Here is a 21,910-nt window from a genome sequence, read left to right on the forward strand (position 1 = left end):
AGGCACTGCGGAGATGGGTTACGGATCCGACTGATCGACCGCTCGATCCGCAAATAGGTACCGGGCAAACGAAAACGGCCCTCCTACCGGAATCGGTACGAGGGCCGTTTCTGTATCTGCGTTCTTGCGGACTGTCTGCGGGCTATGCCCGATTCAGCCGCGTGATCTAACTAGACGCCGTAGTAGAGCTCGAACTCGTACGGGTTCGGGCGCAGTGAGAGCGGACGGATCTCGTTCTCGTACTTGTACTCGATCCAGGTGTCGATCAGGTCCTGGGTGAAGACACCGCCGGCCTGCAGGAACTCGTTGTCCTCGGCCAGTGCATCCAGGGCCTCCTCGAGGGTGCCCGGAGCCTTGGGGATGTCCTTGGCTTCTTCGGCGGGGAGCTCGTAGAGGTCCTTGTCGATCGGAGCCGGCGGTTCGATCCGGTTGCGGATGCCGTCGATGCCGGCCATCAGCTGGGCGGCGAACGCCAAGTACGGGTTGGAGGAGGGGTCCGGCGCGCGGAACTCGATGCGCTTGGCCTTCGGGTTGGAGCCCGTGATCGGGATACGGATACCGGCGGAGCGGTTGCCCTGCGAGTAGACCATGTTGACCGGAGCTTCGAAGCCCTTGACCAGGCGGCGGTAAGAGTTCACCGTCGGGTTGGTGAAGGCCAGGACGGCGGAGGAGTGCTTCAGCAGACCGCCGATGTACCAGCGGGCGGTGTCGGACAGGCCGGCGTAGCCCTTCTCGTCGTAGAACAGCGGCTCGCCACCGGTCCACAGCGACTGGTGGCAGTGCATGCCCGAGCCGTTGTCACCGAAGACCGGCTTCGGCATGAAGGTCACGGACTTGCCCCAGGCATCGGCGGTGTTCTTGATGACGTACTTGAACTTCTGCAGGTCATCAGCCGCGTGGGTCAGGGTGGTGAACTTGTAGTTGATCTCAGCCTGGCCGGCAGAGCCTACTTCGTGGTGGCTGCGCTCGACCTCAAGGCCGGCCTCGTCCAGGGCAACACACATGGCGTCGCGCAGGTCAGCCTGCTTGTCGGTGGGGGAGACCGGGAAGTAACCGCCCTTGATGGGGGTCTTGTAGCCGAGGTTTCCGCCCTCTTCCTCACGGCCCGTGTTCCAGTGCGCTTCCTCGGAATCGATCTTGTAGAAGCTGCCCTGGGGCGAGGACTGGTACTGGACGTTGTCGAAGACGAAGAACTCGGCCTCGGGGGCGAAGAACGCGGTGTCGGCGATGCCGGTGGAAGCCAAGTAGGCCTCTGCCTTCTCGGCCACGCCGCGGGGATCGCGGTGGTACGGGTCACCGGTACGCGGGTTCACGATCGAGAAGTTCAGCGCAAGGGTCTTCTCCATGCGGAACGTGTCGATGAACGCCGTCGTGACGTCCGGGATGAGCTGCATGTCAGACTCGGCGATGCCCTGGAAGCCGCGGATCGAAGATCCGTCGAACAGCTGGCCGTTGACGAAGAAGTCGGCGTCAACGCTCTTGGCGGGCACGTTGAAGTGCTGCTGAACGCCAGGGAGATCGGTGAAGCGGATATCGACGAATTTGATGTCTTCGTCCTTGATGAACTTGAGGACTTCGTCCGCAGTCTTGAACATCTATGCTCCTTACGCATATGAAAAATCTGGCCGTCAGGCACATTGGTCCAGCGCAGTCCAACAAGCGGGGAAGCAAAAAAGTTCCCCCGCTTCGCAGTCGCTAGCAACTGTTACCACCCTAAGGACATGGGATTTCCCCGCAGTGTCCGCATTGTTTCAGGGAGGTTACAGAATGCCCTGACACGTAAACGCTAGCCGCCGGTCCACACTGTGGCCTATACGGTCCACAGTGTGACACCCTACCGCCCACACTGTGGACATGCCAGAGCCGATAAGATTGGAGGGTGGTTGATCGCAAAGACATCGGTTCATGGCTCACCGGGCCGGACACATCCGGCATCTCCAGGTACCCGGGGGAGCGGCTAGGACTGCCCGACGCCGGGTCAGGATCGATCGCCCGTGCCGGCCGGCGCATCCTGGCGATCTGCATTGACTGGGGCATCGCGCTGTTGATCAGCAATTTCGCCTTCGCCGGCGATTCCTGGGCCACCCTTGCCGTGTTTGCCATCGAGCAGATCCTGCTGATCGGCACCCTCGGCTACAGCATTGGCCACCGGATCGTGGGGATCCACGTGGTCCGGCTGGGCGGAGGCCCGGCGGGCCCGCTCGCGGCCCTCGTGCGCACGCTGCTGCTGTGCCTGGTGATCCCTGCCGTCATCTTCGATCCGGACCAGCGCGGCCTCCACGACAAGGCCATGCATACCGTGCTCGTCCGGATGTAGCTTTCACTGGTGGCCTGACGGCGATCCCCCGCCAGTCGAGGGAGGCGCGACGGCGGACCGTACTGGCCCGCCCCGGTCAGCGCCAGTCAGACCCGAGCCTGACCCGAGCCTGACCCCGTCAGACTCTGGTAGATACCGTGTCGTCGTCGCGATCCGAAGTTTCTGCCACTTCGCTCAGTTCGCTTCCCTGTTGGCCATGTGCCGCAGCCCCGGCGCCAGTGGCGTTGAGGTGACCGCAGCGCCCGGCCCAGCGTTCAAACCAGACGGTCGCGAAGGGGAACACGGCGGAGAGGCCTGAGAGCAAGGCAACCCGGAACGGCCAGCGAAGCTTCGCCCACAAGCTCAACGCCGCGATCGCATAGCCGATGAAGAACGCCCCGTGGATCGGACCGGCAAGCTCTACGCCGAGTTCCGTCGTCTTGGTCACCCATTTGAGCACCATGCCGAACAACAACGCGGCCCAGCTGAACGCTTCGGCGATTGCCAGCCCCCGGAAGATACGGATCATCGTGGCGGTCGGTGGGAATTTCATGCGGTTCTCCTGATTCCTGGCATCCGTCGGGGAGATGCCGGGCGGTAATGGAAACGCCCCGGCTGGCGGCCTGAAGTGGCCGTGAACCGGGGCGTTTCTGCGTTACTGGTTGCTGCGTTAGTGGGCGGCGCGGCGGGCAGGGCCTAGCGTCCGCGGGCCGCTTTGCGGTCCGGACGGGCCTTGTAGGGATCGATGCCCTTCGGGATGGGCAGGCGGCCGCCGAGCGAGGAAATGCGCTTGGACACGGCACTGACCTCGGTCTTGGTCAATTCGCCCTTGAGTTTGTTCATCTTCCTGGCGATCTGGCTGAGCGGCACCTGACCCTCGCCGCGGCCGCTCTCGATCACATGGATGGTGACGTTGGGGAGGATGCGGGCAAGACGCTTGCGCTCGGCGTCGACCAGCGGCTTGACCCGGTTGCTGGGGCCTTCGCTGACGAGCACGACGCCGGGACGGCCGATGGCGCGGAAGACGGCGTCCTGCGTGCGCGGGTTCACGGCGACGGGCTGGTCCTCGGTGATCCAGCCGCGCTTGAGCGTGCCCAATGCGGCACCTGAAGCGCCCGGCTGGTCCTCGATCTGCGCGAACGCGGCACGCTCGGCACGGCGGGACAGGATCAGCGTGGCCGCAAGGGCACCCAGTGCGACGCCGATGATCAGGCCGGTGATCCAGTTTTCGAGCAGGAACCCGACCAGGAGGCTGACTGCAACAACACCCAGGAAGGCCAGCAACATCAGCCACGGAACCATGGGATCGTGGCGGCGCGTCATCTGGAAGACTTCGCCGATCTGCTTCAGCCGGCTCGGCTTCTTGGCCTTTGCTGCCTTGGGCTTGCGGGAGAAAAGTCCGCGCTTCGGAGCATCGGAAGCCGGGCTGGAGTTGCTGGGATCAGGGGAATTCGCCATAGTGCCTTAATTCTACGTGATGGACGGCCAAGGGCCGGCACCAGATGACTCCGGTGCCGGCCCTTGGCTGGAAGGGTGTTAGAACGGGCTTCAGGAATGCGCTGCGAGCAGTGAGCTGGCTTCCTGGCGGGTGCTGCCCGAGCTTTCGATGTGCGCGAGCTCGGCCGGGATTTCCCAGCCCTTTTTGCGCATCGCGGTGGCCCAGAGCCGGCCGGCGCGGTAGGAGGAACGCACCAGGGGCCCGGACATGACGCCGAGGAAGCCGATCTCGTCCGCTTCGTTCTGCAGGTCCACGAATTCCTGCGGCTTGACCCAGCGGTCCACCGGCAGGTGGCGTTCGGAGGGGCGGAGGTACTGGGTGATGGTGATCAGGTCGCAGCCGGCCTCGTGCAGGTCCCGCAGGGCCTCGGAGATTTCCTCGCGGGTCTCGCCCATGCCCAGGATCAGGTTGGACTTGGTCACCATGCCGAGCTTGCGGCCCTGGGTGATGACGTCCAGGGAGCGGTCGTAGCGGAACGCCGGGCGGATCCGCTTGAAGATCCGGGGCACGGTTTCGACGTTGTGGGCGAAGACCTCGGGCTTGGAGTCGCAGATCGCCTCGATGTGCTCGGGCTTGCCGGAGAAATCGGGGATCAGCAGTTCGACGCCGGTGCCCGGGTTCAGTTCGTGGATCTTGCGGACCGTCTCGGCGTACAGCCAGACGCCCTCGTCGGCGAGGTCGTCGCGGGCCACACCGGTCACGGTGGCGTAGCGCAGCTGCATGGCCTGGACCGAGCGGGCCACCTTGGTGGGCTCGAACATGTCCACGGGCGAGGGCTTGCCGGTGTCGATCTGGCAGAAATCGCAGCGCCGGGTGCATTCGGAGCCGCCGATCAGGAAGGTCGCTTCCTTGTCTTCCCAGCATTCGAAGATGTTCGGGCAGCCGGCCTCTTCACACACCGTGTGGAGGCCTTCCTTCTTGACGAGGTTCTTGAGCTGGACGAACTCGGGGCCCATCTGGACCTTGGCCTTGATCCATTCCGGCTTACGTTCCACCGGTGTGGCCGCGTTTCGCTGCTCAATGCGCAGCATCTTCCGGCCTTCTGGTGCCAGTGTCACAGTAGAGCTCCTTCTGGGGTTGCAACTAGGGCATGTTCATTGTTGCGCAGTTCTTCGGTGATCCGCGACACGAGGTCCGCCGGGGTGACGTCCCTGCCAAGTTCCTGGGCGATGGTGGTGACTCCGGCGTCGCTGATGCCGCAGGCAATGATCTGGCCGTAGGCGGCGAGATCGTTGTTGCAGTTGATCGCGAAGCCGTGCATGGTGACGCCTTCGTTGACGCGGATGCCGATGGCCGCGATCTTGCGGTCCGGGCCCTTCTCATCCTGCTCGATCCAGACGCCGGCGCGGCCCTTGATCCGGACGGCGTCGATGCCGTAGTCCGCCAGGACGGCAATGATCACGGCTTCGAGGCGCTCCACGTAGTCGCGGATGCCTGCCTTGTTCTTGAGCTTGATGATGGGGTAGCCCACCAGCTGGCCGGGGCCGTGCCATGTGAGCTTGCCGCCGCGGTCCACTGCGACCACGGGAGTTCCGTCAAAGGGCCGTTCGTGGTCTTCGGTGCGCTTGCCGGCGGTGTAGACCGCGGAGTGTTCGAGCAGCAGTACAGTGCTGGGCGCGGTGCCCGCGAGGACTTTTTCATGCAATTCGCGCTGGATGTCCCAGCCGCGCGTGTAATCGATGAAGTCCGGGGCGAGACCCAGCTGTTTGAACTCAAGAGTCATGGCATCAAGCTTAGACCCAGCCGCACCCAGCACCCGTTTGTGTGCTTAAGCTCTCATGCCTGTGGATAACTTCTGCACGATTCCGCGCGATCGGCTATTTCTTGGGTATGGAAGATCTCCCTGCCGTGGGCAGCGCCGCCCCCGAGGTTCCCGGTTACGACGTCGGACGCCTGCTGGGGCGCGGGGGCACAGCCGCCGTGTGGCTGGTGACCGACAGGTCAACGGGCCGGGAATTCGCTCTCAAGTGCTTCGACAACGGGGGAGAGGCAGGGAAAAACGACGGCGGAACCGCGGACCGGGAAGCTGAAGAGGCCATGCGCCGGGAAGTTCGGATCCTCTCGGCGCTGGACCACGACCACCTGCTCCGGGCCCACACCGTCCAGCGCCTTCGCGGGCCGCGGCCCGGTCCGGACGATAAGGAGGCCCTGGGCCTGGTGCTGGACTATGCGCCAGGGGGATCGGTCGCGGACCTGGTCACGGGCCGTGGCCGGCTTGGTGCGGGCGAGACGGTCACGGTCCTGACACCCATTGCCCAGGCCCTTCAGTACCTGCATTCGCATGGCTTCACCCACGGCGATGTCTCGCCGGGCAACGTGTTGTTCACGGCGCACGGGAAACCGTTGCTGGCCGATGTGGGCGTAGCCCGGATGGTGGGCGACGCCGGGGCAGCCCACGCCGCCGGGACCGAGGGCTTTTCCGATCCGGCGCCGGTGGATGCAGTCAGGGCGGGCCTCCAGCCGGAGTGCGACGTTTATTCATTGGCGGCCCTGGGCTGGTATTGCCTGACGGGCCAGGCCCCGGTCCCGGGTGCAGGCCGGCCGCCGCTGCCACTTCTGGTGCCAGAGGTCCCGGCGGCGCTGGCCGCCGCGCTGGAGTCCGGACTGGACGAAGACCGGCGGAAACGGCCCTCGGCAGCCGAATTGGCCGCCGCGATCTATCGCAGCACGGCGGCGGAGCCGGTGGACCTGTCTGTCACTGCCCACCCGAGCGTGGCCCCGCACTTGCTGACCCGCCGCACGGTGCCCCGTAGCGCCCGGGAGCGGCGGGCGGAGCGGCTCCGCGGCTGGTTCCGCCGGCCCTTCGTGGGCCGCGCGCCCATGCCGGGACGTGCTGCCAATGCGGCACCCGCCGCCGCCCCTGGCCCGTTCAACGACGCTGCCCCGGACACCGGCGCAGACTCCTTCACGGCCTCAGGTTCTTCCGCCCGCATCGGCTCCTTCGCCGGCGAGGGACGTTTGCCGGATACAGGCCGTGCGGCAGGTAGGGCCGTGCCCGGGATGGCCCTCGCCGCGCCGGCGGGGGCGCATGCCAGGACGTCCGCTGTCTCGACGGCGAGGCACGCCGCCTCCGGGCCGGCTGCGAGGCACTCCGCCGCCGGGCACAACGCCGGGCCTAACGCCGGGCCCGTTGCCGGGCGCAGCAATGAACACAACACGGTCGGGGAGGAGGCCCGTCGAGAGACTGTGCGAGGCATCCGCCCGGGGGTCCGGCCACGCATTCGGCACGGTGACGCGTTCGACCCCGGGCGCGGTCGGGGCCGCCGGAAGCTGTGGGCCGGCGCGGCAGTAGCGGTGATGCTGGTGGCCGGTCTCTGCGCCGCCTGGCTGCGTCCCGGAGGGGGCATCGCGGAATTGTTTGCCGCATCGGCGTCGCCCGCTTCGGTGCCGCCCGCGGCAGCACCGGGCGCCGCCGAGGCCGGTACGGACGGCTCCTCCCGCAGCGGGGGGCCTGGCAACCCGGGGACGGGCAGCGGGGCATCCGCAACCGCTGGCCCGGCCGCTGCCAGCATCCCAGGCGAACTCCGGGAGCTTCTGGAGTCTGCAGACCCCGGCCAAGCGGTCCGGGGACTTGCCGCGCTCCGCTCACTGGCCTTCAGCTCCGGGAATCTGCGTCTGCTGCAGGAAGTGAACGTCCCGGCATCGGCCGCGGCGGACGCGGATGCCACGATCGGCGCCCGGCTGGCGGCGGCTGGACATGTCCTGTCCGGGTTCGAGACCACGCTGGCGCGGGTGCAGACGGTTGTGGACGGCGGCCCGGACCGGACAGTGGTGGCAGTCAGTGCCGTGTCCTCGCCGTATCAGGAACGCGATGCCGCCGGTCAGGTGGTGGCTGAGGCCCCAGCCGGGAAAGAGATCAGGCTGCGGCTTGTCCTGGCGAGCATTGACGGGCGGTGGCGGATTGCGCAGGTCCTCGGCGAGGATCCTGCGTCAGGTTAGCCGCGTCCGGCCACCCACGCCGCGGCTACGCGGAGAGACGGGTGCTGCCAGGCGAAGCTGTTGTCCGCCAGCACTGCCGGTTCCAGCCGCTGGCTGGCGAGCAGCAGTTCTTCGGCGAGCTGGCCCATCACCAGCCGCAGCACCGGGGCGGGTACCCGCAACACCGCCGGCCGGTGCAGCGCCCCGGCCAGCTGGGCGATCAGGGAGTTCACATCCGCGGTTTCGGGGGCGCAGACGTTGACCGGCCCGGACACGGGCGCCGAGAGAAGGAAGGAAAAGGCGCCGGCCGCATCCGGCAAGGTGATCCAGGGCCAGTACTGGCGGCCGTTGCCGAGCGGGCCGCCGACGCCCAGGCGCAGCAGCGGCAGCAACCGGCCAAGCGCGCCGCCGGAGCGGCTCAGGACGACGCCCGTGCGGGGCGTGACCACGCGGACCCCGGCCGGCGCCTCATGCGCCGCGGCCTCCCAGTCGACGCAGATCCGGGCCAGGGTGCCGTTCCCGGCCGGCGCGTTCTCCCGAAGCACCACCGTGCCGGCGTTGCCGTAGTAGCCGGAGGCCGACTGGCTCAGGAACACCGCAGGCGGCGTCTCCTGCCGGGTCATCGCCGACGTCAGGGTCCGTGTCGCCCCCAGCCGGGAGCTGCGGAGTTCGTTGACACGTGCCCGGGTCCAGGGCCGGTCGCCGATTCCGGCGCCGGAGAGGTTGACCACCGCGTCCGCGCCCTTCAGGGCGGTGTCGTCGATCCGGCCGGCGGCCGGGTCCCACTGGAACTCTGCTTGAGACGCGGGGGCACGCCTGACAAGGGCCACCACATCGTGCCCCTCGCTGCGCAGTGCGCTCGAAAGGGCAGTTCCGATCAGCCCGGAGGCCCCGGCAATAAGGATTCGCATGATCCATCTCACCATGCCCGGCACGGCCGCGAAACTCCCGGGCCGACACGGCCGTTGTCGCTATGATCGAACGATGACCCCCTCCAGTTACTTCCGTTTCCCGCATGTCCACGGCGATCTGGTCACCTTCGTGGCCGAGGACGATGTGTGGATTGCACCCGTGGGCGGGGGCCGTGCCTGGCGCGTATCCTCCCTGCAGTTGCCGGCCCGCAACCCCCGCTTCACCCCCGACGGTAAGCGCCTGGTCTGGACCGTCGTCCAGGGGACGGCCCCGGAGGTCGTCACAGCAAACGTCGACGGCGGCGGCTACCGCCAGTTGAGCTACTTCGGCCACAGCTCCACCCGGGTCAAGGGCTTCACGCCCGACGGCGACGTCCTGGTCACCAGCGCGTTCCGCCAGTCAGACAGCCGGCTCACGCAGGCCTACAGCCTCCCCGTGACCGGCGGCTGGGCGCAGGAACTCCCGTTCGGCCCGGTCGAATCGGTGGCCTTCGGCCCCGTCGTCGGGGACGAGCGCCCCGTGGTGCTCGCCAGCGTCCTGTCGCGTGAGCCCGCCTGGTGGAAGCGGTACCGCGGCGGCGCCGCCGGCAAGCTATGGATCGACGCCGACGGAAACGGGGAATTCGAGCGGCTCGCCCCCGCGCTGGACGGAAACCTCACGGACCCCCTGTGGGTCAAGGGACGGATCGCGTTCCTGTCCGACCACGAGGGCTACGGCAACCTCTACTCCGTACTGCCGAACGGCAGCGACCTGCGGCGCCACACGGACCACGAGGACTTCTACGTCCGCCACGCCGCCACCGACGGGGAACGCGTCGTCTTCGAATCGGCCGGGGAGCTCTGGCTGCTGCCCAGCCTCGACGCGGAGGCCGTCAAACTCGACATTTCGCTGGGGTCCGCCTCGCAGGCGCGCCGCGCCGCCCCGCTGAAGCCCTCGCGGCACCTCGGGGACGTCGTCCCGGACCGCACGGGTGCGTCCAGCGCCGTCGAATCCCACGGAACCGTCCACTGGCTGCGGCACAAGGATGGCCCGTCCCGCGTCCTCGAAGCCACCCCGGGCGTCCGGGCACGGCTGGCCCGGCCTTTCGGTGAGGGCCGGATCGCCTATGTCGCCGACCACGACGGCGTGGAGGCCCTGTACCTGAAAGCCATTGCGGCGCCCTTGGCCGGCGCGTCGGTGGCCCCGCAGGCGCCGCAGGCCGCCGCGGTGTCCGCTCCCCAGTCCGGCCTGCAGTCCACAGCTGCGCCCGAAGACGCCGGCATGCCGTTGCCGAAGCCGGTGTCCGCAGCCGCGCTGACCGGCTCCGGATCAACCCCCGCCGCGGCGAACGGTACCGTGTCCAGCCCGGTCACAGTAGCCCCGGCCCCGGCCGCTGCTGACGCATCCGTCTCCGGCCCCGAGGCCGGGCCGGCCGATGCGGGAACCGCCACGGAGGCGGCGCCTGCATCCAGCGAGGTCACCCGGATCGACTTCCCCAAGCCCAGCCGGGCCAGCGCCATCGAAGCCAGCCCCGACGGGCGCTGGCTCGCAGTCGGTACATCCTTCGGTGACATCTACCTTGCCGACACCCGCACTGGCGCGATTTCCCAGCTGAGCAGCATCGGCGAGGGCAGCATTGAAGGATTCACCTGGTCCCCGGACTCCGCGTGGCTCGGCTGGTCCGAGCCGGTCACGTCCTTCGGGTCCCGCAGCCGGCTCCGGATCACCAGGATCGACGGCGGCACGGACGCGGCGATCATTGATGTCACCGACGGCCGGTTCCGCGACGAATCCCCGTCGTTCACCCCGGATGGCAAATACCTCGCCTTCCTCTCCAACCGCAGTTTCGATCCGGTCTACGACGGCCACTCCTTCGATCTGTCCTTCCCGAGCCCGATCAAGCCCTACCTCGTCGCCCTCGCCGCGGACACCCCGTCGCCGTTCGGCCCGAGCGTCGATCTCGAGGACGCCGCCGACGCCGGCGCCGGTGCCGCAGACGCCGTGTCAGTCGCGGCCGTGGGCGGCGCGGGCGGGGCGCAGTCCGCCGCCAAGCCCGTGCCGTCAGTGCGGGTCGACGCCGACGGACTGGCCCACCGCGTCATCTCCGTTCCCGTGCCGCAAGGCAACTACTCCTCACTGACCGCCGCTGCCGGGGCCCTGCTCTGGCTTGACAGCGAACTCGCCGGCACAACAGGCGAAGGCCGGGCCAGCCTCGAGGACAAGGGCGCCGCGCCGAGCCTGGTCCGCTACGACCTGGCCAAGCGCCGCACCTCCACGATTGTTGAGGCGCTGGACAGCTACCGGCTCTCCGGCAACGGAGAAAAGATCGTGTTCATCCAGGACAAGCAGATCCGGGTTGCGCCCGCCGGCGCCAAGGCCGACGAGGACTCCGGCCAGCTGATCAAGGTGGACCTCGGCCGCATCCGGGTGCAGCTGGACCCGCTCAGCGTGTGGGGCCAGGCCTTCGACGAGGCATGGCGGCTGCAGCGCGACTTCTTCTGGACCGAGGACATGGCCGGCCAGGACTGGGAGTCCATCCACGCCCGCTACCGCCCGGTGGTGGAACGCCTCGGTTCCCATGATGATCTTGTGGACCTGCTCTGGGAGCTGCACGGCGAGCTGGGCACCTCACACGCCTACGTCCGCCCGGTGGCCGTCACGGAGAACGGCAGCAGCCCCCAGGGCCGCCTCGGCGCGGATCTGGAGTTCACCGGCGAGGGCTGGGAAATCACCCGCATCCTCGCGGGGGAGTCCTCCGACCCGCTGGCCACCTCGCCGCTGACCCGGCCCGGCGCCGACGCCAAGCCGGGCGACGTCCTGCTGGCGATCGACGGCGTCGAACTTACCCAAACGCGGACCCCGGCTGTGCAGCTCGTCGGTGCGGCCGGCCGCGCGGTGGAACTCACCCTGCGCAACGGCGCCGGCCACGGCGCGGCCGCAGGGGCCCAGCGCCGCGTGGCGGTGATCCCGGTCAAGGACGAGGAGCGCCTGCGCTACCAGGAATGGGTCGCCGGCAACCGGCGGACCGTCCGCGAAGCCTCGAACGGGACGTTCGGCTACCTGCACATCCCGGACATGATGGCCAACGGCTGGGCCCAGCTGCACCGCGACCTCGATACCGAAACCGCCCTGGACGGACTGATTGTCGATGTCCGGCGCAACCGCGGCGGCCACACCTCCCAGCTCGTGGCCGAGCTCATCGGGCGCAAGGTCACCGGCTGGAGCATGCCGCGCGGGGAAAAGCCGCGGACGTACCCGCACCACGCTCCCCGCGGACCGGTCATCATCCTCACGGACGAGTTCGCCGGCTCCGATGGTGACATCATCACGCAGGTCTCCAAGCTGCGGGGGATCGGGCCCGTCATCGGCACCCGCACCTGGGGCGGCGTCGTCGGGATCGACAACCGCTTCGCGCTGGCCGACGGCACCGGTGTCACCCAGCCGCGCTACGCCACGTGGTTCGCCGGTGGCGTTGGCTGGGGCGTGGAGAACTTCGGCGTCACCCCGGATATCGAGGTCACCTTCCCGCCGCACGCCTACGCCGCCGGCACCGACCCGCAGCTGGAGTACGGAATCGGGGCGCTGAAGGAAATGATCCAGGAACTGCCTACGGACCGTCCGCCGCTGCGCGAGGGCTACCGCAGGGTCCGGCCCGCACCGCTGCCTGCACGCCAGCAGGCCGGCCAGGCCTAGCGGTCCCTGCCCGACGGCGAGGACCCTTATCGAAGGACCCACAGCGAAGGCCCCCGCTTTCCTGGCTATGCCAGGGGAGCGGGGGCCTTCGCTGTACCGCAGTTCTTCGTCGTACGCGGGCCTTTGCTGTGCCGGCCTTGACCTGCCGGCCTCAAATTGCGCCCGGAGCTAGGAGGCCAGGGTGGCGTCCAAGGTGATCTTGATGCCGGTGAGGGCGGCCGAGACGGGGCAGCCCACCTTGGCTTCCTCAGCGAGGCGCTGGAATTCGTCTTCCGAGATTCCCGGGATCCGCGCGCTGACGGTGAGGTGGCTGTCCGTGATGCCTGTGCCCGGCACGAAGGTGACATCCGCCTTGGTGTTGACTTCCTCGGGGGTGTGGCCGGCCTGAGCGGCGGCCAGGCTGAAGGCCATGGAGAAACAGGCCGAGTGCGCCGCAGCGATGAGCTCTTCGGGGCTGGTCTTGCCCTCGGAAGCCTCGGCGCGCGCCTTCCAGGTGACATCGAAGTTACCCAGTCCGGAGCTGTCCAGCGTTGTGTTGCCAGCGCCCGTCATCAGGTCGCCATTCCATACAGTGTGTGCTGTGCGTGTTGCTGCCATGTCCACTCCTCGTCGTTGTGAATCCGCGACCCGGCGAAGCGCCGGACCGTGCCGTGTCCAATCCTAGGGATTCGGCGCCGCCCGCGCACGGGTTGTCCGCTCTTAGAGGATTGTGACCCCGCGCAGTCTCGTCCGTACAGTGTCGTCATGGAAATTACGGAAGATGCGCAGGCGCCTGCGGCGCCGTCGGCGCGCATCGCCACGATGATGGTCAACGCCGTCGACGCCGAGCGCCTGGCCCAGTTCTGGGCCTCTTTGCTGGGCACGGTGGTCTCGTCGCGCTTCGAACAGTTCGTCTGGCTCCAGCCCGCCAGCCCCGGAGCCCCGCAGCTGGCCTTCCAGCAGGTCGAAGAGCCCACGGAAGGCAGGCGCCGCCTGCACCTGGACATCCACGGGTCCGACCCTGCTGCGTTGCGCGCCCACGCCAAGTCCCTCGGTGCCCGGTTTGTGGAGGGCCATGACATTGGCGACTTCCATTGGGATGTCATGCAGGATCCCGAGGGCAACGAATTCTGCATCGCCGGCGACTGACAAGCCGCTTAACAACAGCGGCCGCTTAACGACGGCGGCGTCTTAACGACAGTGGCGCCGCACCCCGGCCGGGGTGCGGCGCCACTGCTGTTCGTCAGAAACTACTGCCAGAGGGTCGCGATCGCCACGTTGAGCAGCGCCAGGCCGCCAACGCTGTTCGCGAGGCCCTTGCTGATCGGCTCGCCCTTCTTGTACTTGCGGCGGCCAATGAAGGCCAGGACGCCGACAATGAGGGCGATGACGAGCTTGATGCCGAGCTTGACGTAGTTGGCGTTCATGTCCAGGGCCGGGATCAGCCCCATCATGATGATGCCCGTGATCAGCTGCAGCATCGCGCCGTCGAACTGGCGGGGGTGGACGGTGGGCTTCTTCATCTGGCCGATCCAGATGCCGACGATCATGGCGGCGCCGATGATGTGCAGGAAGACCATGACGTTATAGACGATGTTCATGGCATCAGTGTAGCCAGAGTGTTCTACGCACTGTAGTAGGACCCGCCGGGCGGTCCCGGGACGGAACGGCAAACGGCGACGGCGGCACGGGCCCTCCGGTGGTTTCCCACCGGCGCCCGCACCGCCGTCGCCGTCGGTGTGCTATTAGACCCTAGAGCCCGAGATCGGCTTCGAAGGCGCCTTCCTCAAGGCGTGCCTTCAGCGTCTGCAGGAAGCGGCCCGCGTCGGCGCCGTCCACCAGGCGGTGGTCGTACGTCAGGGAGAGGTACATCATCGAACGGATGGCCAGCGAGTCATCGCCGTTCTCGTCGGCGACCACGACGGCCCGCTTGACGATCGCGCCGGTGCCGAGGATGGCAACCTGCGGCTGGTTGATGATCGGGGTGTCGAACAGGGCGCCCACGGAACCGATGTTGGTGATGCTGAAGGTTCCGCCGGAGAGCTCGTCCGGGCCGATCTTGCCGTTGCGGGTGCGGTCGGCGACGTCGGCGATCTTGCCGGCAAGGCCGGCCAGATTCAGGTTGCCGGCGTCAGAGATGACCGGAACCAGCAGGCCCTTGTCGGTGTCCACCGCAATCGCCAGGTGCTCGGCGTTGTGGTAGGTGATCTCCTGCTTGTCCTCGTCGTAGGAGGCGTTGACCTTCGGGTGCTGCTTCAGGGCCTCGGCAACAGCCTTCGCGATGAAGGGCAGGAAGGTCAGCTTGGAGCCGTTCTGGGCCTGGAAGGAGTTCTTGGCCTTGGCCCGCAGCTTGGCCACCTTGGTCATGTCGACCTCGTGGACCTGCGTCAGCTGGGTGGAGATGTCCAGCGACTCGCGCATGCGGCGGGCGATGACCTGGCGGATGCGCGGAGCCTTCTGCACGGTGCCGCGCAGAGAAGATACTGCACCTGCGGCCGGCGCAGTTGCCGGTGCGGAGGCCGGTGCCGCGGCGGGAGCCGCTGTGGCTCCGGCCGGTGCGGCCTTTACCTCGGCAGCTGCCAGCACATCCTGCTTGCGGATGCGGCCGCCGACGCCCGTGCCGGTCAGGGCAGCGATGTCGACACCCTGCTGGTTGGCCAGCTTGCGGACCAGGGGAGTGACGTAGCCGGACTCTGCCGGTGCGGCAGCTTCCGTCTTCGCCGGTGCGGCGGGAGCAGCGGGAGCAGCCGGGGCTTCCTGCTTGGGTGCCTCCGGGGCCGGGGCCGGGGCCGCGGGAGCTGCCGCCGGTGCGGGGGCTGCCGGAGCCTCCTGCTTCGGGGCTTCCGGGGCCGGTGCCTCGGCGGGAGCCGGTGCGGCAGGTGCGGCGGCGCCGGAACCGATGACGGCCAGGACGGAGCCGACCTCGGCGGTCTCGTCCTCGTTGACCCGGATTTCCAGGAGGGTTCCGGCAACGGGGGACGGGATTTCGGTGTCCACCTTGTCGGTGGAGACCTCGAGCAGCGGCTCGTCGACCTCGACGGTGTCGCCGATGCTCTTCAGCCAGCGGGTAACGGTGCCTTCGGTGACGCTTTCGCCGAGGGCAGGCAGCGTGACGTCGTGTCCTTCGCCGGCCGGAGCTGCAGCCGGTGCCTCTGCAGCCGGGGCTGCGGGAGCCTCGGCCTTGGGGGCCGGTGCCTCTTCGGCGGGGGCGGCGGCCTCGGCGGCCGGGGCCTCTTCGGCGGGGGCGGCGGCCGGAGCCTCTGCGGCGGCCTGGGCGGCGTCGCCCGAGCCGATGCGGACCAGCGGGGCGCCAACTTCAGCTGTCTCGTCTTCGGCGACGAGGATTTCCTCGATCACGCCGGCGATCGGAGAGGGGATCTCGGTGTCTACTTTGTCGGTGGAGACTTCGAGCAGCGGCTCGTCCACCTCTACCCGGTCACCGACCTGCTTGAGCCAGCGGGTGACGGTTCCTTCGGTGACGCTCTCACCGAGGGCGGGCAAGTTAACGGATTCAGACATGTCGTCCCCGTTCTCCTTATTGATCTTTAGTGCGGATGATTGCTGCCTTGTTCGAGCTTAGTGCACCCGGCATTTCCGGCCGGGTGCACCAAGCTCTGTTGTCTTGCGGAGATGCTTAGCCGTGGAGGGGCTTGCCCGCCAGCGCCAGGTGCGCCTCGCCCAGGGATTCGTTCTGGGTGGGGTGGGCGTGGACCAGCTGGGCCACATCCTCCGGGTAGGCTTCCCAGTTCACGATCAGCTGGGCTTCACCGATCTGCTCGCCCATGCGGGCGCCGATCATGTGAACGCCCACCACGGGGCCGTCCTTCTGACGGACCAGCTTGACCAGGCCGGTGGTGCCCAGGATGGAGCTCTTGCCGTTGCCGGCCAGGTTGTATTCCTGGGTCTGGATCTGGTCCTCGCCAAACTTCTCCTTGGCAGCCTTCTCGCTGTAGCCGACGGTGGCGATCTCGGGTTCGGAGTAGGTGACCTTGGGGATGTTGACGTCCTCGACGATGACCGGCTTCAGGCCGGCGATCTCTTCGGCGACGAAGATGCCCTGCTGGTAGCCGCGGTGCGCGAGCTGCACGCCGGGGACGATGTCGCCGACGGCGAAGATGTTGCCGACGCCGGTGTGCAGGCGCTCGTTGGTGATGACGAAGCCGCGGTCGATGGTGATTCCGGCTTCTTCGTAGCCGAGGTTCGCCGTGACGGGGCCGCGGCCGACAGCTACGAGCAGCAGGTCGGCTTCGAAGGTCTTGCCGTCCACGAGGGTGACCTTGACGCCGTCGCCGTTCTGCTCGACGCCCTGGAAGAAGACACCGGTGGAGAACTTGATGCCGCGCTTCTTGAAGGCGCGCTCAAAAGCCTTGACGATCGTGGCGTCCTCATTCGGGACCAGCGACGGCAGGCCCTCGACGATCGTGACGTCGACACCGAAGGACTTCCAGACCGAAGCGAACTCGACGCCGATCACGCCGCCGCCCAGGACGATCGCGCTCTTGGGGATGTAATCCATGGTGAGGGCTTCGTCGGAGGTGATGACCTTGCCGCCGATTTCCAGGCCCGGCAGCGTGCGGGAGTAGGAGCCGGTCGCGAGGACAATGTTCTTGCCCTTGTACGCGGTGCCGTTCACGACGACGGTGTCGGTGCCCTGAAGCTTGCCTTCACCCTCAATGACGGTGATGCCCTTCTTGCCCTTGATCAGACCCTGCAGGCCCTTGAACTTACCGGCAATGATGCCGTCCTTGTAAGCGTTGACGGCGTTGATGTCGATGCTGTCAAGAGTCACGTTGACGCCGTACTTGGCCGAGTCGCGGGCGTGGTCGGCCAGCTCTGCCGAGTGCAGCAGGGCCTTGGTGGGGATACAGCCGTTGTGGAGGCACGTGCCACCGAGCTTGCCCTTTTCGATGAGGCCGACGGTGAGGCCAAGCTGGACAGCACGCAGTGCGGTGGCGTAGCCGCCGCTGCCGCCGCCGAGTACCAGGATGTCGAATTCTTGCGCAGTTGCCTGATCGGCCACTAAAACGCTCCCTCGCGTGAACGATGACACGAGAGTACGCATCATCTGGTCTTGGAACCTGCCTGCTGTGATTGTGCCAGCCGGCCGGATCCCTTTCATTTGTGACTACTACATTTGGGTCTGCTTCTGGGAAACAAGGTTTACCTTAGCGAACCACTAATACATGCTCCACCTTGCCATGGCGTTTGTGGAGCGCTTGTGTCCAGTGTCACGCGCCTTTGTGGCCGGGGAGGCATCGCCGCCCGGCCACAAAGCCGCAATGCTGGCTAGACGGACTTGGCGAGGATGTCCTCGACGTAGGCCACCAGGGTCCGGACGGTACAGCCCGTGCCCTGTTTGTGGTTGTAGCCGTAGGCGCTGCCGTTGTTAAACGACGGGCCGGCGATGTCGATGTGTGCCCACGGGATCTGTTCGCCGTCCTTGCCCTTGCCCACGAATTCGCGCAGGAAGACGGCCGCGGTCATCATGCCGCCGTGGCGTTCGCCGATGTTGGCAATGTCCGCGACCTGCGAGTCGAGGCTGGCCCGGAGCTCTTCCGGCAACGGCATCGGCCAGACGAGCTCGCCTGCCCGGTCGGCCGCGGTCTTGATGGCGCCGGTGAGAGAGTCGGAGCCCATCACCCCGGCGGTGCGGTCGCCCAGGGCGATCAGCTGGGCGCCGGTCAGGGTTGCGACGTCGATGATGGCGTCCGGGAATTCCTGGCTGGCCGCGACGATGCCGTCGGCCATGACCAGGCGGCCCTCGGCGTCGGTGTTGAGGACCTCGACGGTCTTGCCGCCGAACATCGTCAGGACGTCGGCAGGGCGCTGGGCAGCGCCGGAGGGCATGTTCTCGGCGATGCAGAGCCACGCGGTCGCCTTGACGGGCAGCCCGAGGCCCGCCAGGGCCAGCACGGTGTTGAGGACGACGGCGGCGCCCGCCATGTCGGACTTCATGTCGCCCATGCCCAGGGCCGGCTTGATGGAGATGCCGCCCGTGTCAAAGGTGATGCCCTTGCCCACGAGGGCGATCTTGGCCGTGGCCTTGGCCGGGGCGTACTCGACCTTCACGAGGCGCGGCTGCCGGGTGGAGCCCTTGCCGACGCCGAGGATGCCGCCGAAGCCCTCCTTCTCAAGGCGCTTCTCGTCCCAGACCGTCACCTTGACAGGCAGGCCCTTGGCCAGTTCCTTGGCGGCGTCGGCGAAGGACTCTGGGTAGAGGTGGCTCGGGGGCTGGTTCACCAGGGTGCGGGTCGCGTTCACGGCGGTGCCGATCAGGGACGCCCGCTGCAGGACCGGCTGGAGCGCCTTGTCGGTGGCGAAGTCGGTGCGGATGACGACGTTCTTCACTGGATCCTTGAGCCCGTCCTTGGAGGTCCGGAACTCGGTGTAGGAATAGGCGCCCATCGCGGCGCCCTCGGCGACCGCCGCGACCTCGGCCAGGGTCGTCGTCGGAAGTGCCAGGGTGACTGTGGTGACGCCGGCCAGCTGGCGGACGGCCGAGCCGGCTGCGCGGCGCAGCGCCTCCTCGGACAGCGGCTGCTTCGCTGAGACTTTTTTCGCCGGCAGCTTGCCGACGCCGGCGAGGAGCAGGACAGTGGCCCCAGCCTCGGGCAGGCCGGGCAGCCGGTGGGCCTGGTCCGCCGCGCCCGTGATGCCAAGAACGCTCAGTGATTCCGCCAGGGCCTCCGCGGCCTTGGCCGTCAGCGGATTGTCGAGCAAGACGGGGCCGTCGGGGCCCTGTCCGACGCCGATGACGAGGGCATCGCTGGGGGATTTCCTCAAATCCCCTGCGACTGCACTAAGTTTGACTTCACTATTCTTGACCACGAGGACAGTCCTCAATTCTCTGTGATGGTTCTCGGTGATATTCGGCAGGAACTGCATGTTTGGCGCCCTGCCACGGATCCCGGGGGCGCCGTCGGTCTGGGACGCAACCCGGTGTCTGCAAAACAAGCCCTGGGGCCATGTCCGATCGTAGTCTCTCGGCAGTGCGGAAATTGAATCGAATGAGAGCTGGAGCACACCCCAGGCAGGAATTAGCCCGGGCGCCGAGACGTTGTATTGATAGCGGCGCTGCCGAGCGGTGAGTGCCTCATGGGACTGGCCGGCAGGATCTGCCTGATTGTGCGGGTTCTGCTTGGCACCGTCCCGACGACGGACCGCACCCCGCTTCTCCCACACGCCGCCATCGTGAAAGGAACACGCCGTGATTGAACGGATTTCCGGCTCTTTGCTGGATCCCCAGTCGCTCTACATCCGTGATGACGCGCTGTTCTCCAGCCCCGAACTGCGCGGACTCAACCTCGTCATGGGGTTCACCGGCTTCGCCGACGCCGGCCACGTGGTCCGGCAGATCACCGCTGAACTGCTGGACACGCTCGATGCCCAGATGATCGCCGAGTTCGACGCCGACCAGCTGATCGACTACCGCTCCCGGCGCCCGCAGATCAGCTTTGTCGAGGACCATCTGCAGGACTACCAGGCGCCGAGCCTGGCCCTCTACCGGCTGGTCGACGGGCTGGGCAGCCCGTTCCTGCTCCTTGCCGGGTTCGAGCCGGACCTGCAATGGGAGCGCTTCGCGCGCGCCGTCGTCGGTCTCGTCGAGGAGCTTGACGTCAACCTCGTCACCTGGATCCATTCGATCCCGATGCCCGTGCCCCACACCCGGCCGGTCGGTGTGACTGTGCACGGCAACCGGCCGGAGCTGATCGAGGGAATCTCGGTGTGGAAGCCCACAGTGGAGGTCCCGGCTGCGGTGGGACACATCCTGGAGCTGCGCCTGACGGAGGCCGGCCGGAACGTCGCCGGCTATGTGATCCATGTGCCGCACTACCTGGCCGAAGCCGAGTACCCCACGGCCGCCGTGGCCGGGCTGGAGTACCTGGGCGCGGCAACGTCCCTCATGCTGCCAACCGACCGCCTGCGCGAGGCGGGACGCGAGGTGGGCCGGCAGATTGCCGAGCAGATCGAGGCCTCCGAGGAGGTCCAGCAGGTGGTTTCGCGGCTGGAGACGCGGTACGACGAAAAGGCCGAGGGGACGGTCCGGAGGTCGCTGCTGGCAGATGAGAACGACCAACTCCCGAACGCCGATGCCCTTGGTGCTGCCGTCGAGGCGTATCTGGCCCGTAAAGAACCCGGCGAATAAATAGTATTTATCATGAACCGGGCATAATGGGGGAGTGACCTCTCCCCGCGCCTGGCTGATCTGGATCATCGGGATCTTTGCCTATCTCGTGGCGGTCAGCCAGCGCACTTCCTTCGGGGTGGTCGGCCTGGAGGCAACGGAACGCTTCCACGCCAGCGCGGCCGAGATCTCCTTTTTCACCGTGCTGCAGCTGCTGGTCTATGCGGCGCTGCAAATTCCCGTAGGCATCCTCGTGGACCGGTTCGGCTCCCGCGCCATGCTGGCCGGCGGCGGCGTCCTGATGGGACTCGGCCAGCTGCAGCTGGCGTTTGCCGACAACATCCCCGGCGGAGTCCTGGGACGTGTCCTCGTTGGCGCCGGTGACGCCATGACGTTTATCTCCGTGATCCGGCTTATCCCGCTCTGGTTCGCGTCGAGGCGTGTGCCGTTGCTCACCCAGCTGACCGGCATGTCCGGGCAGCTGGGCCAGCTATTCAGCGTAGTGCCGTTCGCGATGATCCTGCACTCCGCGGGCTGGACTCCTGCTTTCCTGACACTCGCTGCGATGTCGGGCCTCGCCGTCGTGCTGGTCCTGCTCCTGCTTCAGGACCTGCCGCCCGGGCACCCGCCTCCCTCGCCGTCCCAGGGGCTGCGCGCTACCGGCATTTCGCTGGCGCACGCCTGGCGGCAGCCCGGCACCCGGCTCGGGCTCTGGAGCCACTTCACCGTCCAGTTCAGCGGCACCGTTTTTGCCATGACGTGGGGCTACCCGTTCCTGATTTCCGCCCAGGGGCTGGACCGCGGCACCGTCTCGGCCCTCATGGCGCTGTACGTGGCCGCCGCCATTGCCGCCGGACCCCTGATGGGCAGATTTGTTGCCCGGCATCCGCTGCGGCGCTCCACCATGGTGCTGCTGATTTCCGGGTGCACCGCCGCCGCCTGGGCAGCGGTGCTGCTGTTGCCGGGACGCTCGCCGCTCTGGCTCCTGGCTGGCCTCGTGGTGACCCTGGCCGTCGGCGGCCCCGGCTCCATGATTGGCTTCGACTTCGCCCGGACCTTCAACCCGGCGCATCGGCTCGGCACCGCCACCGGGATTGTCAACGTGGGTGGCTTCATTGCCGCACTGGTGTCCATCTACCTGATTGGGCTGGTGCTTGACCTCCTGCACGCCAGCGGGTTCTCCCAGGGGGAGCTCTACGGCCTGGATTCGTTCCGGGTGGCCCTAAGCGTGCAGTTCCTGCTGCTTGCCGGGGGAGCCTGCGGCATCATGGTGACCCGGCGGAAAGTCCGGCTCCAGATGGCGGCCCAAGGGGTCATGGTTCCGCCGCTGCTCAAGGCCCTCGCCGCGCAGCGCAGGCTGGTCGCGGAGCGCCGCCGCACGCCCTGATCTCTTGTTTGGCAGGTTAGGGCGCCCTATTGCCGCTCTGACGGCCCGCACGTTGTCCGTGCTTGGTTATCCACATAGCGCAGTCTGGCACTGCCGCGGGGACGCGGCCGCCGCGAAGCTGGG

Annotated in this window: 17 protein-coding genes; 6 read left to right on the top strand and 11 right to left on the bottom strand. The window is 67.5% G+C overall.

What is annotated here, in order from left to right:
• Positions 1–170 precede the first annotated feature (170 nt).
• The gene (gene glnA / locus M2428_RS15885) at positions 171–1,595 is read right to left on the bottom strand and encodes a type I glutamate--ammonia ligase (RefSeq protein ID WP_277526917.1); all 1,425 of its coding nucleotides are present in this window, start codon (positions 1,593–1,595) and stop codon (positions 171–173) included.
• 284 nt (positions 1,596–1,879) lie between these two features.
• On the opposite strand from glnA, the gene M2428_RS15890 reads away from it, so the two are divergent.
• Positions 1,880–2,317 (top strand): RDD family protein, encoded by a 438-nt coding sequence (locus tag M2428_RS15890; protein ID WP_277526918.1) that lies wholly within the window; start codon positions 1,880–1,882, stop codon positions 2,315–2,317.
• Between the two features lie 118 nt (positions 2,318–2,435).
• Here M2428_RS15890 and M2428_RS15895 read toward each other — a convergent pair whose 3' ends face one another.
• The 4 genes from M2428_RS15895 to lipB form a co-directional block, all read right to left on the bottom strand.
• On the bottom strand, positions 2,436–2,849 hold the full coding sequence (locus tag M2428_RS15895) for a DUF3817 domain-containing protein (RefSeq protein ID WP_277526919.1): 414 nt from the start codon (positions 2,847–2,849) through the stop codon (positions 2,436–2,438).
• Between the two features lie 143 nt (positions 2,850–2,992).
• Positions 2,993–3,754, bottom strand: coding sequence for a DUF4191 domain-containing protein (locus M2428_RS15900; protein ID WP_277526920.1), 762 nt, complete (start codon positions 3,752–3,754; stop codon positions 2,993–2,995).
• A gap of 90 nt (positions 3,755–3,844) precedes the next feature.
• A complete protein-coding gene (gene lipA / locus M2428_RS15905) occupies positions 3,845–4,852 on the bottom strand; it encodes a lipoyl synthase (protein ID WP_018772382.1) in 1,008 nt (335 codons plus the stop codon).
• Positions 4,849–5,517 (bottom strand): lipoyl(octanoyl) transferase LipB, encoded by a 669-nt coding sequence (lipB, locus tag M2428_RS15910; protein ID WP_277526921.1) that lies wholly within the window; start codon positions 5,515–5,517, stop codon positions 4,849–4,851. Before lipB ends, lipA begins: the two co-directional genes overlap by 4 nt.
• Positions 5,518–5,624: 107 nt before the next feature.
• On the opposite strand from lipB, the gene M2428_RS15915 reads away from it, so the two are divergent.
• A complete protein-coding gene (locus M2428_RS15915; protein WP_277526922.1) occupies positions 5,625–7,733 on the top strand; it encodes a serine/threonine-protein kinase in 2,109 nt (702 codons plus the stop codon).
• Here the strand turns inward: M2428_RS15915 and M2428_RS15920 are convergent.
• On the bottom strand, positions 7,730–8,623 hold the full coding sequence (locus M2428_RS15920) for a TIGR01777 family oxidoreductase (protein ID WP_277526923.1): 894 nt from the start codon (positions 8,621–8,623) through the stop codon (positions 7,730–7,732). The genes M2428_RS15915 and M2428_RS15920 overlap by 4 nt on opposite strands.
• A 73-nt stretch (positions 8,624–8,696) precedes the next feature.
• Here M2428_RS15920 and M2428_RS15925 point away from each other — a divergent pair, with 73 nt between their 5' ends.
• Complete coding sequence (locus tag M2428_RS15925) at positions 8,697–12,296, top strand: S41 family peptidase (protein WP_277526924.1); 3,600 nt, start codon at positions 8,697–8,699, stop codon at positions 12,294–12,296.
• A gap of 168 nt (positions 12,297–12,464) precedes the next feature.
• On the opposite strand, the gene M2428_RS15930 is transcribed toward M2428_RS15925, so the two are convergent.
• The gene (locus tag M2428_RS15930; RefSeq protein WP_277526925.1) at positions 12,465–12,893 is read right to left on the bottom strand and encodes an OsmC family protein; all 429 of its coding nucleotides are present in this window, start codon (positions 12,891–12,893) and stop codon (positions 12,465–12,467) included.
• Positions 12,894–13,040: 147 nt separating this feature from the next.
• On the opposite strand from M2428_RS15930, the gene M2428_RS15935 reads away from it, so the two are divergent.
• Complete coding sequence (locus M2428_RS15935; RefSeq protein WP_277526926.1) at positions 13,041–13,424, top strand: VOC family protein; 384 nt, start codon at positions 13,041–13,043, stop codon at positions 13,422–13,424.
• Between the two features lie 101 nt (positions 13,425–13,525).
• Here the strand turns inward: M2428_RS15935 and M2428_RS15940 are convergent, their stop codons facing one another.
• The 4 genes from M2428_RS15940 to M2428_RS15955 form a co-directional block, all read right to left on the bottom strand.
• Complete coding sequence (locus tag M2428_RS15940; RefSeq protein WP_229995712.1) at positions 13,526–13,876, bottom strand: hypothetical protein; 351 nt, start codon at positions 13,874–13,876, stop codon at positions 13,526–13,528.
• Positions 13,877–14,027: 151 nt separating this feature from the next.
• Positions 14,028–15,794 (bottom strand): 2-oxoglutarate dehydrogenase, E2 component, dihydrolipoamide succinyltransferase, encoded by a 1,767-nt coding sequence (gene sucB, locus M2428_RS15945; protein ID WP_277526927.1) that lies wholly within the window; start codon positions 15,792–15,794, stop codon positions 14,028–14,030.
• Positions 15,795–15,909: 115 nt separating this feature from the next.
• Positions 15,910–17,295: a dihydrolipoyl dehydrogenase gene (gene lpdA / locus M2428_RS15950; protein WP_277526928.1), complete on the bottom strand. Its 1,386-nt coding sequence runs from the start codon at positions 17,293–17,295 to the stop codon at positions 15,910–15,912.
• A gap of 266 nt (positions 17,296–17,561) precedes the next feature.
• Positions 17,562–19,103 (bottom strand): leucyl aminopeptidase, encoded by a 1,542-nt coding sequence (locus M2428_RS15955; protein WP_277526929.1) that lies wholly within the window; start codon positions 19,101–19,103, stop codon positions 17,562–17,564.
• Between the two features lie 379 nt (positions 19,104–19,482).
• Here M2428_RS15955 and M2428_RS15960 point away from each other — a divergent pair, with 379 nt between their 5' ends.
• Together M2428_RS15960 and M2428_RS15965 are read left to right on the top strand one after the other, a co-directional pair.
• Positions 19,483–20,421, top strand: a complete 939-nt coding sequence (locus tag M2428_RS15960) for a PAC2 family protein (RefSeq protein WP_277526930.1) — start codon at positions 19,483–19,485, stop codon at positions 20,419–20,421.
• Positions 20,422–20,455: 34 nt separating this feature from the next.
• Complete coding sequence (locus M2428_RS15965) at positions 20,456–21,787, top strand: MFS transporter (RefSeq protein ID WP_277526931.1); 1,332 nt, start codon at positions 20,456–20,458, stop codon at positions 21,785–21,787.
• Positions 21,788–21,910 lie beyond the last annotated feature (123 nt).

Origin of the sequence: Arthrobacter sp. ES3-54 (assembly GCF_029504395.1) — a bacterium.
In the GTDB taxonomy this organism is placed as follows: Bacteria; Actinomycetota; Actinomycetes; order Actinomycetales; family Micrococcaceae; genus Arthrobacter.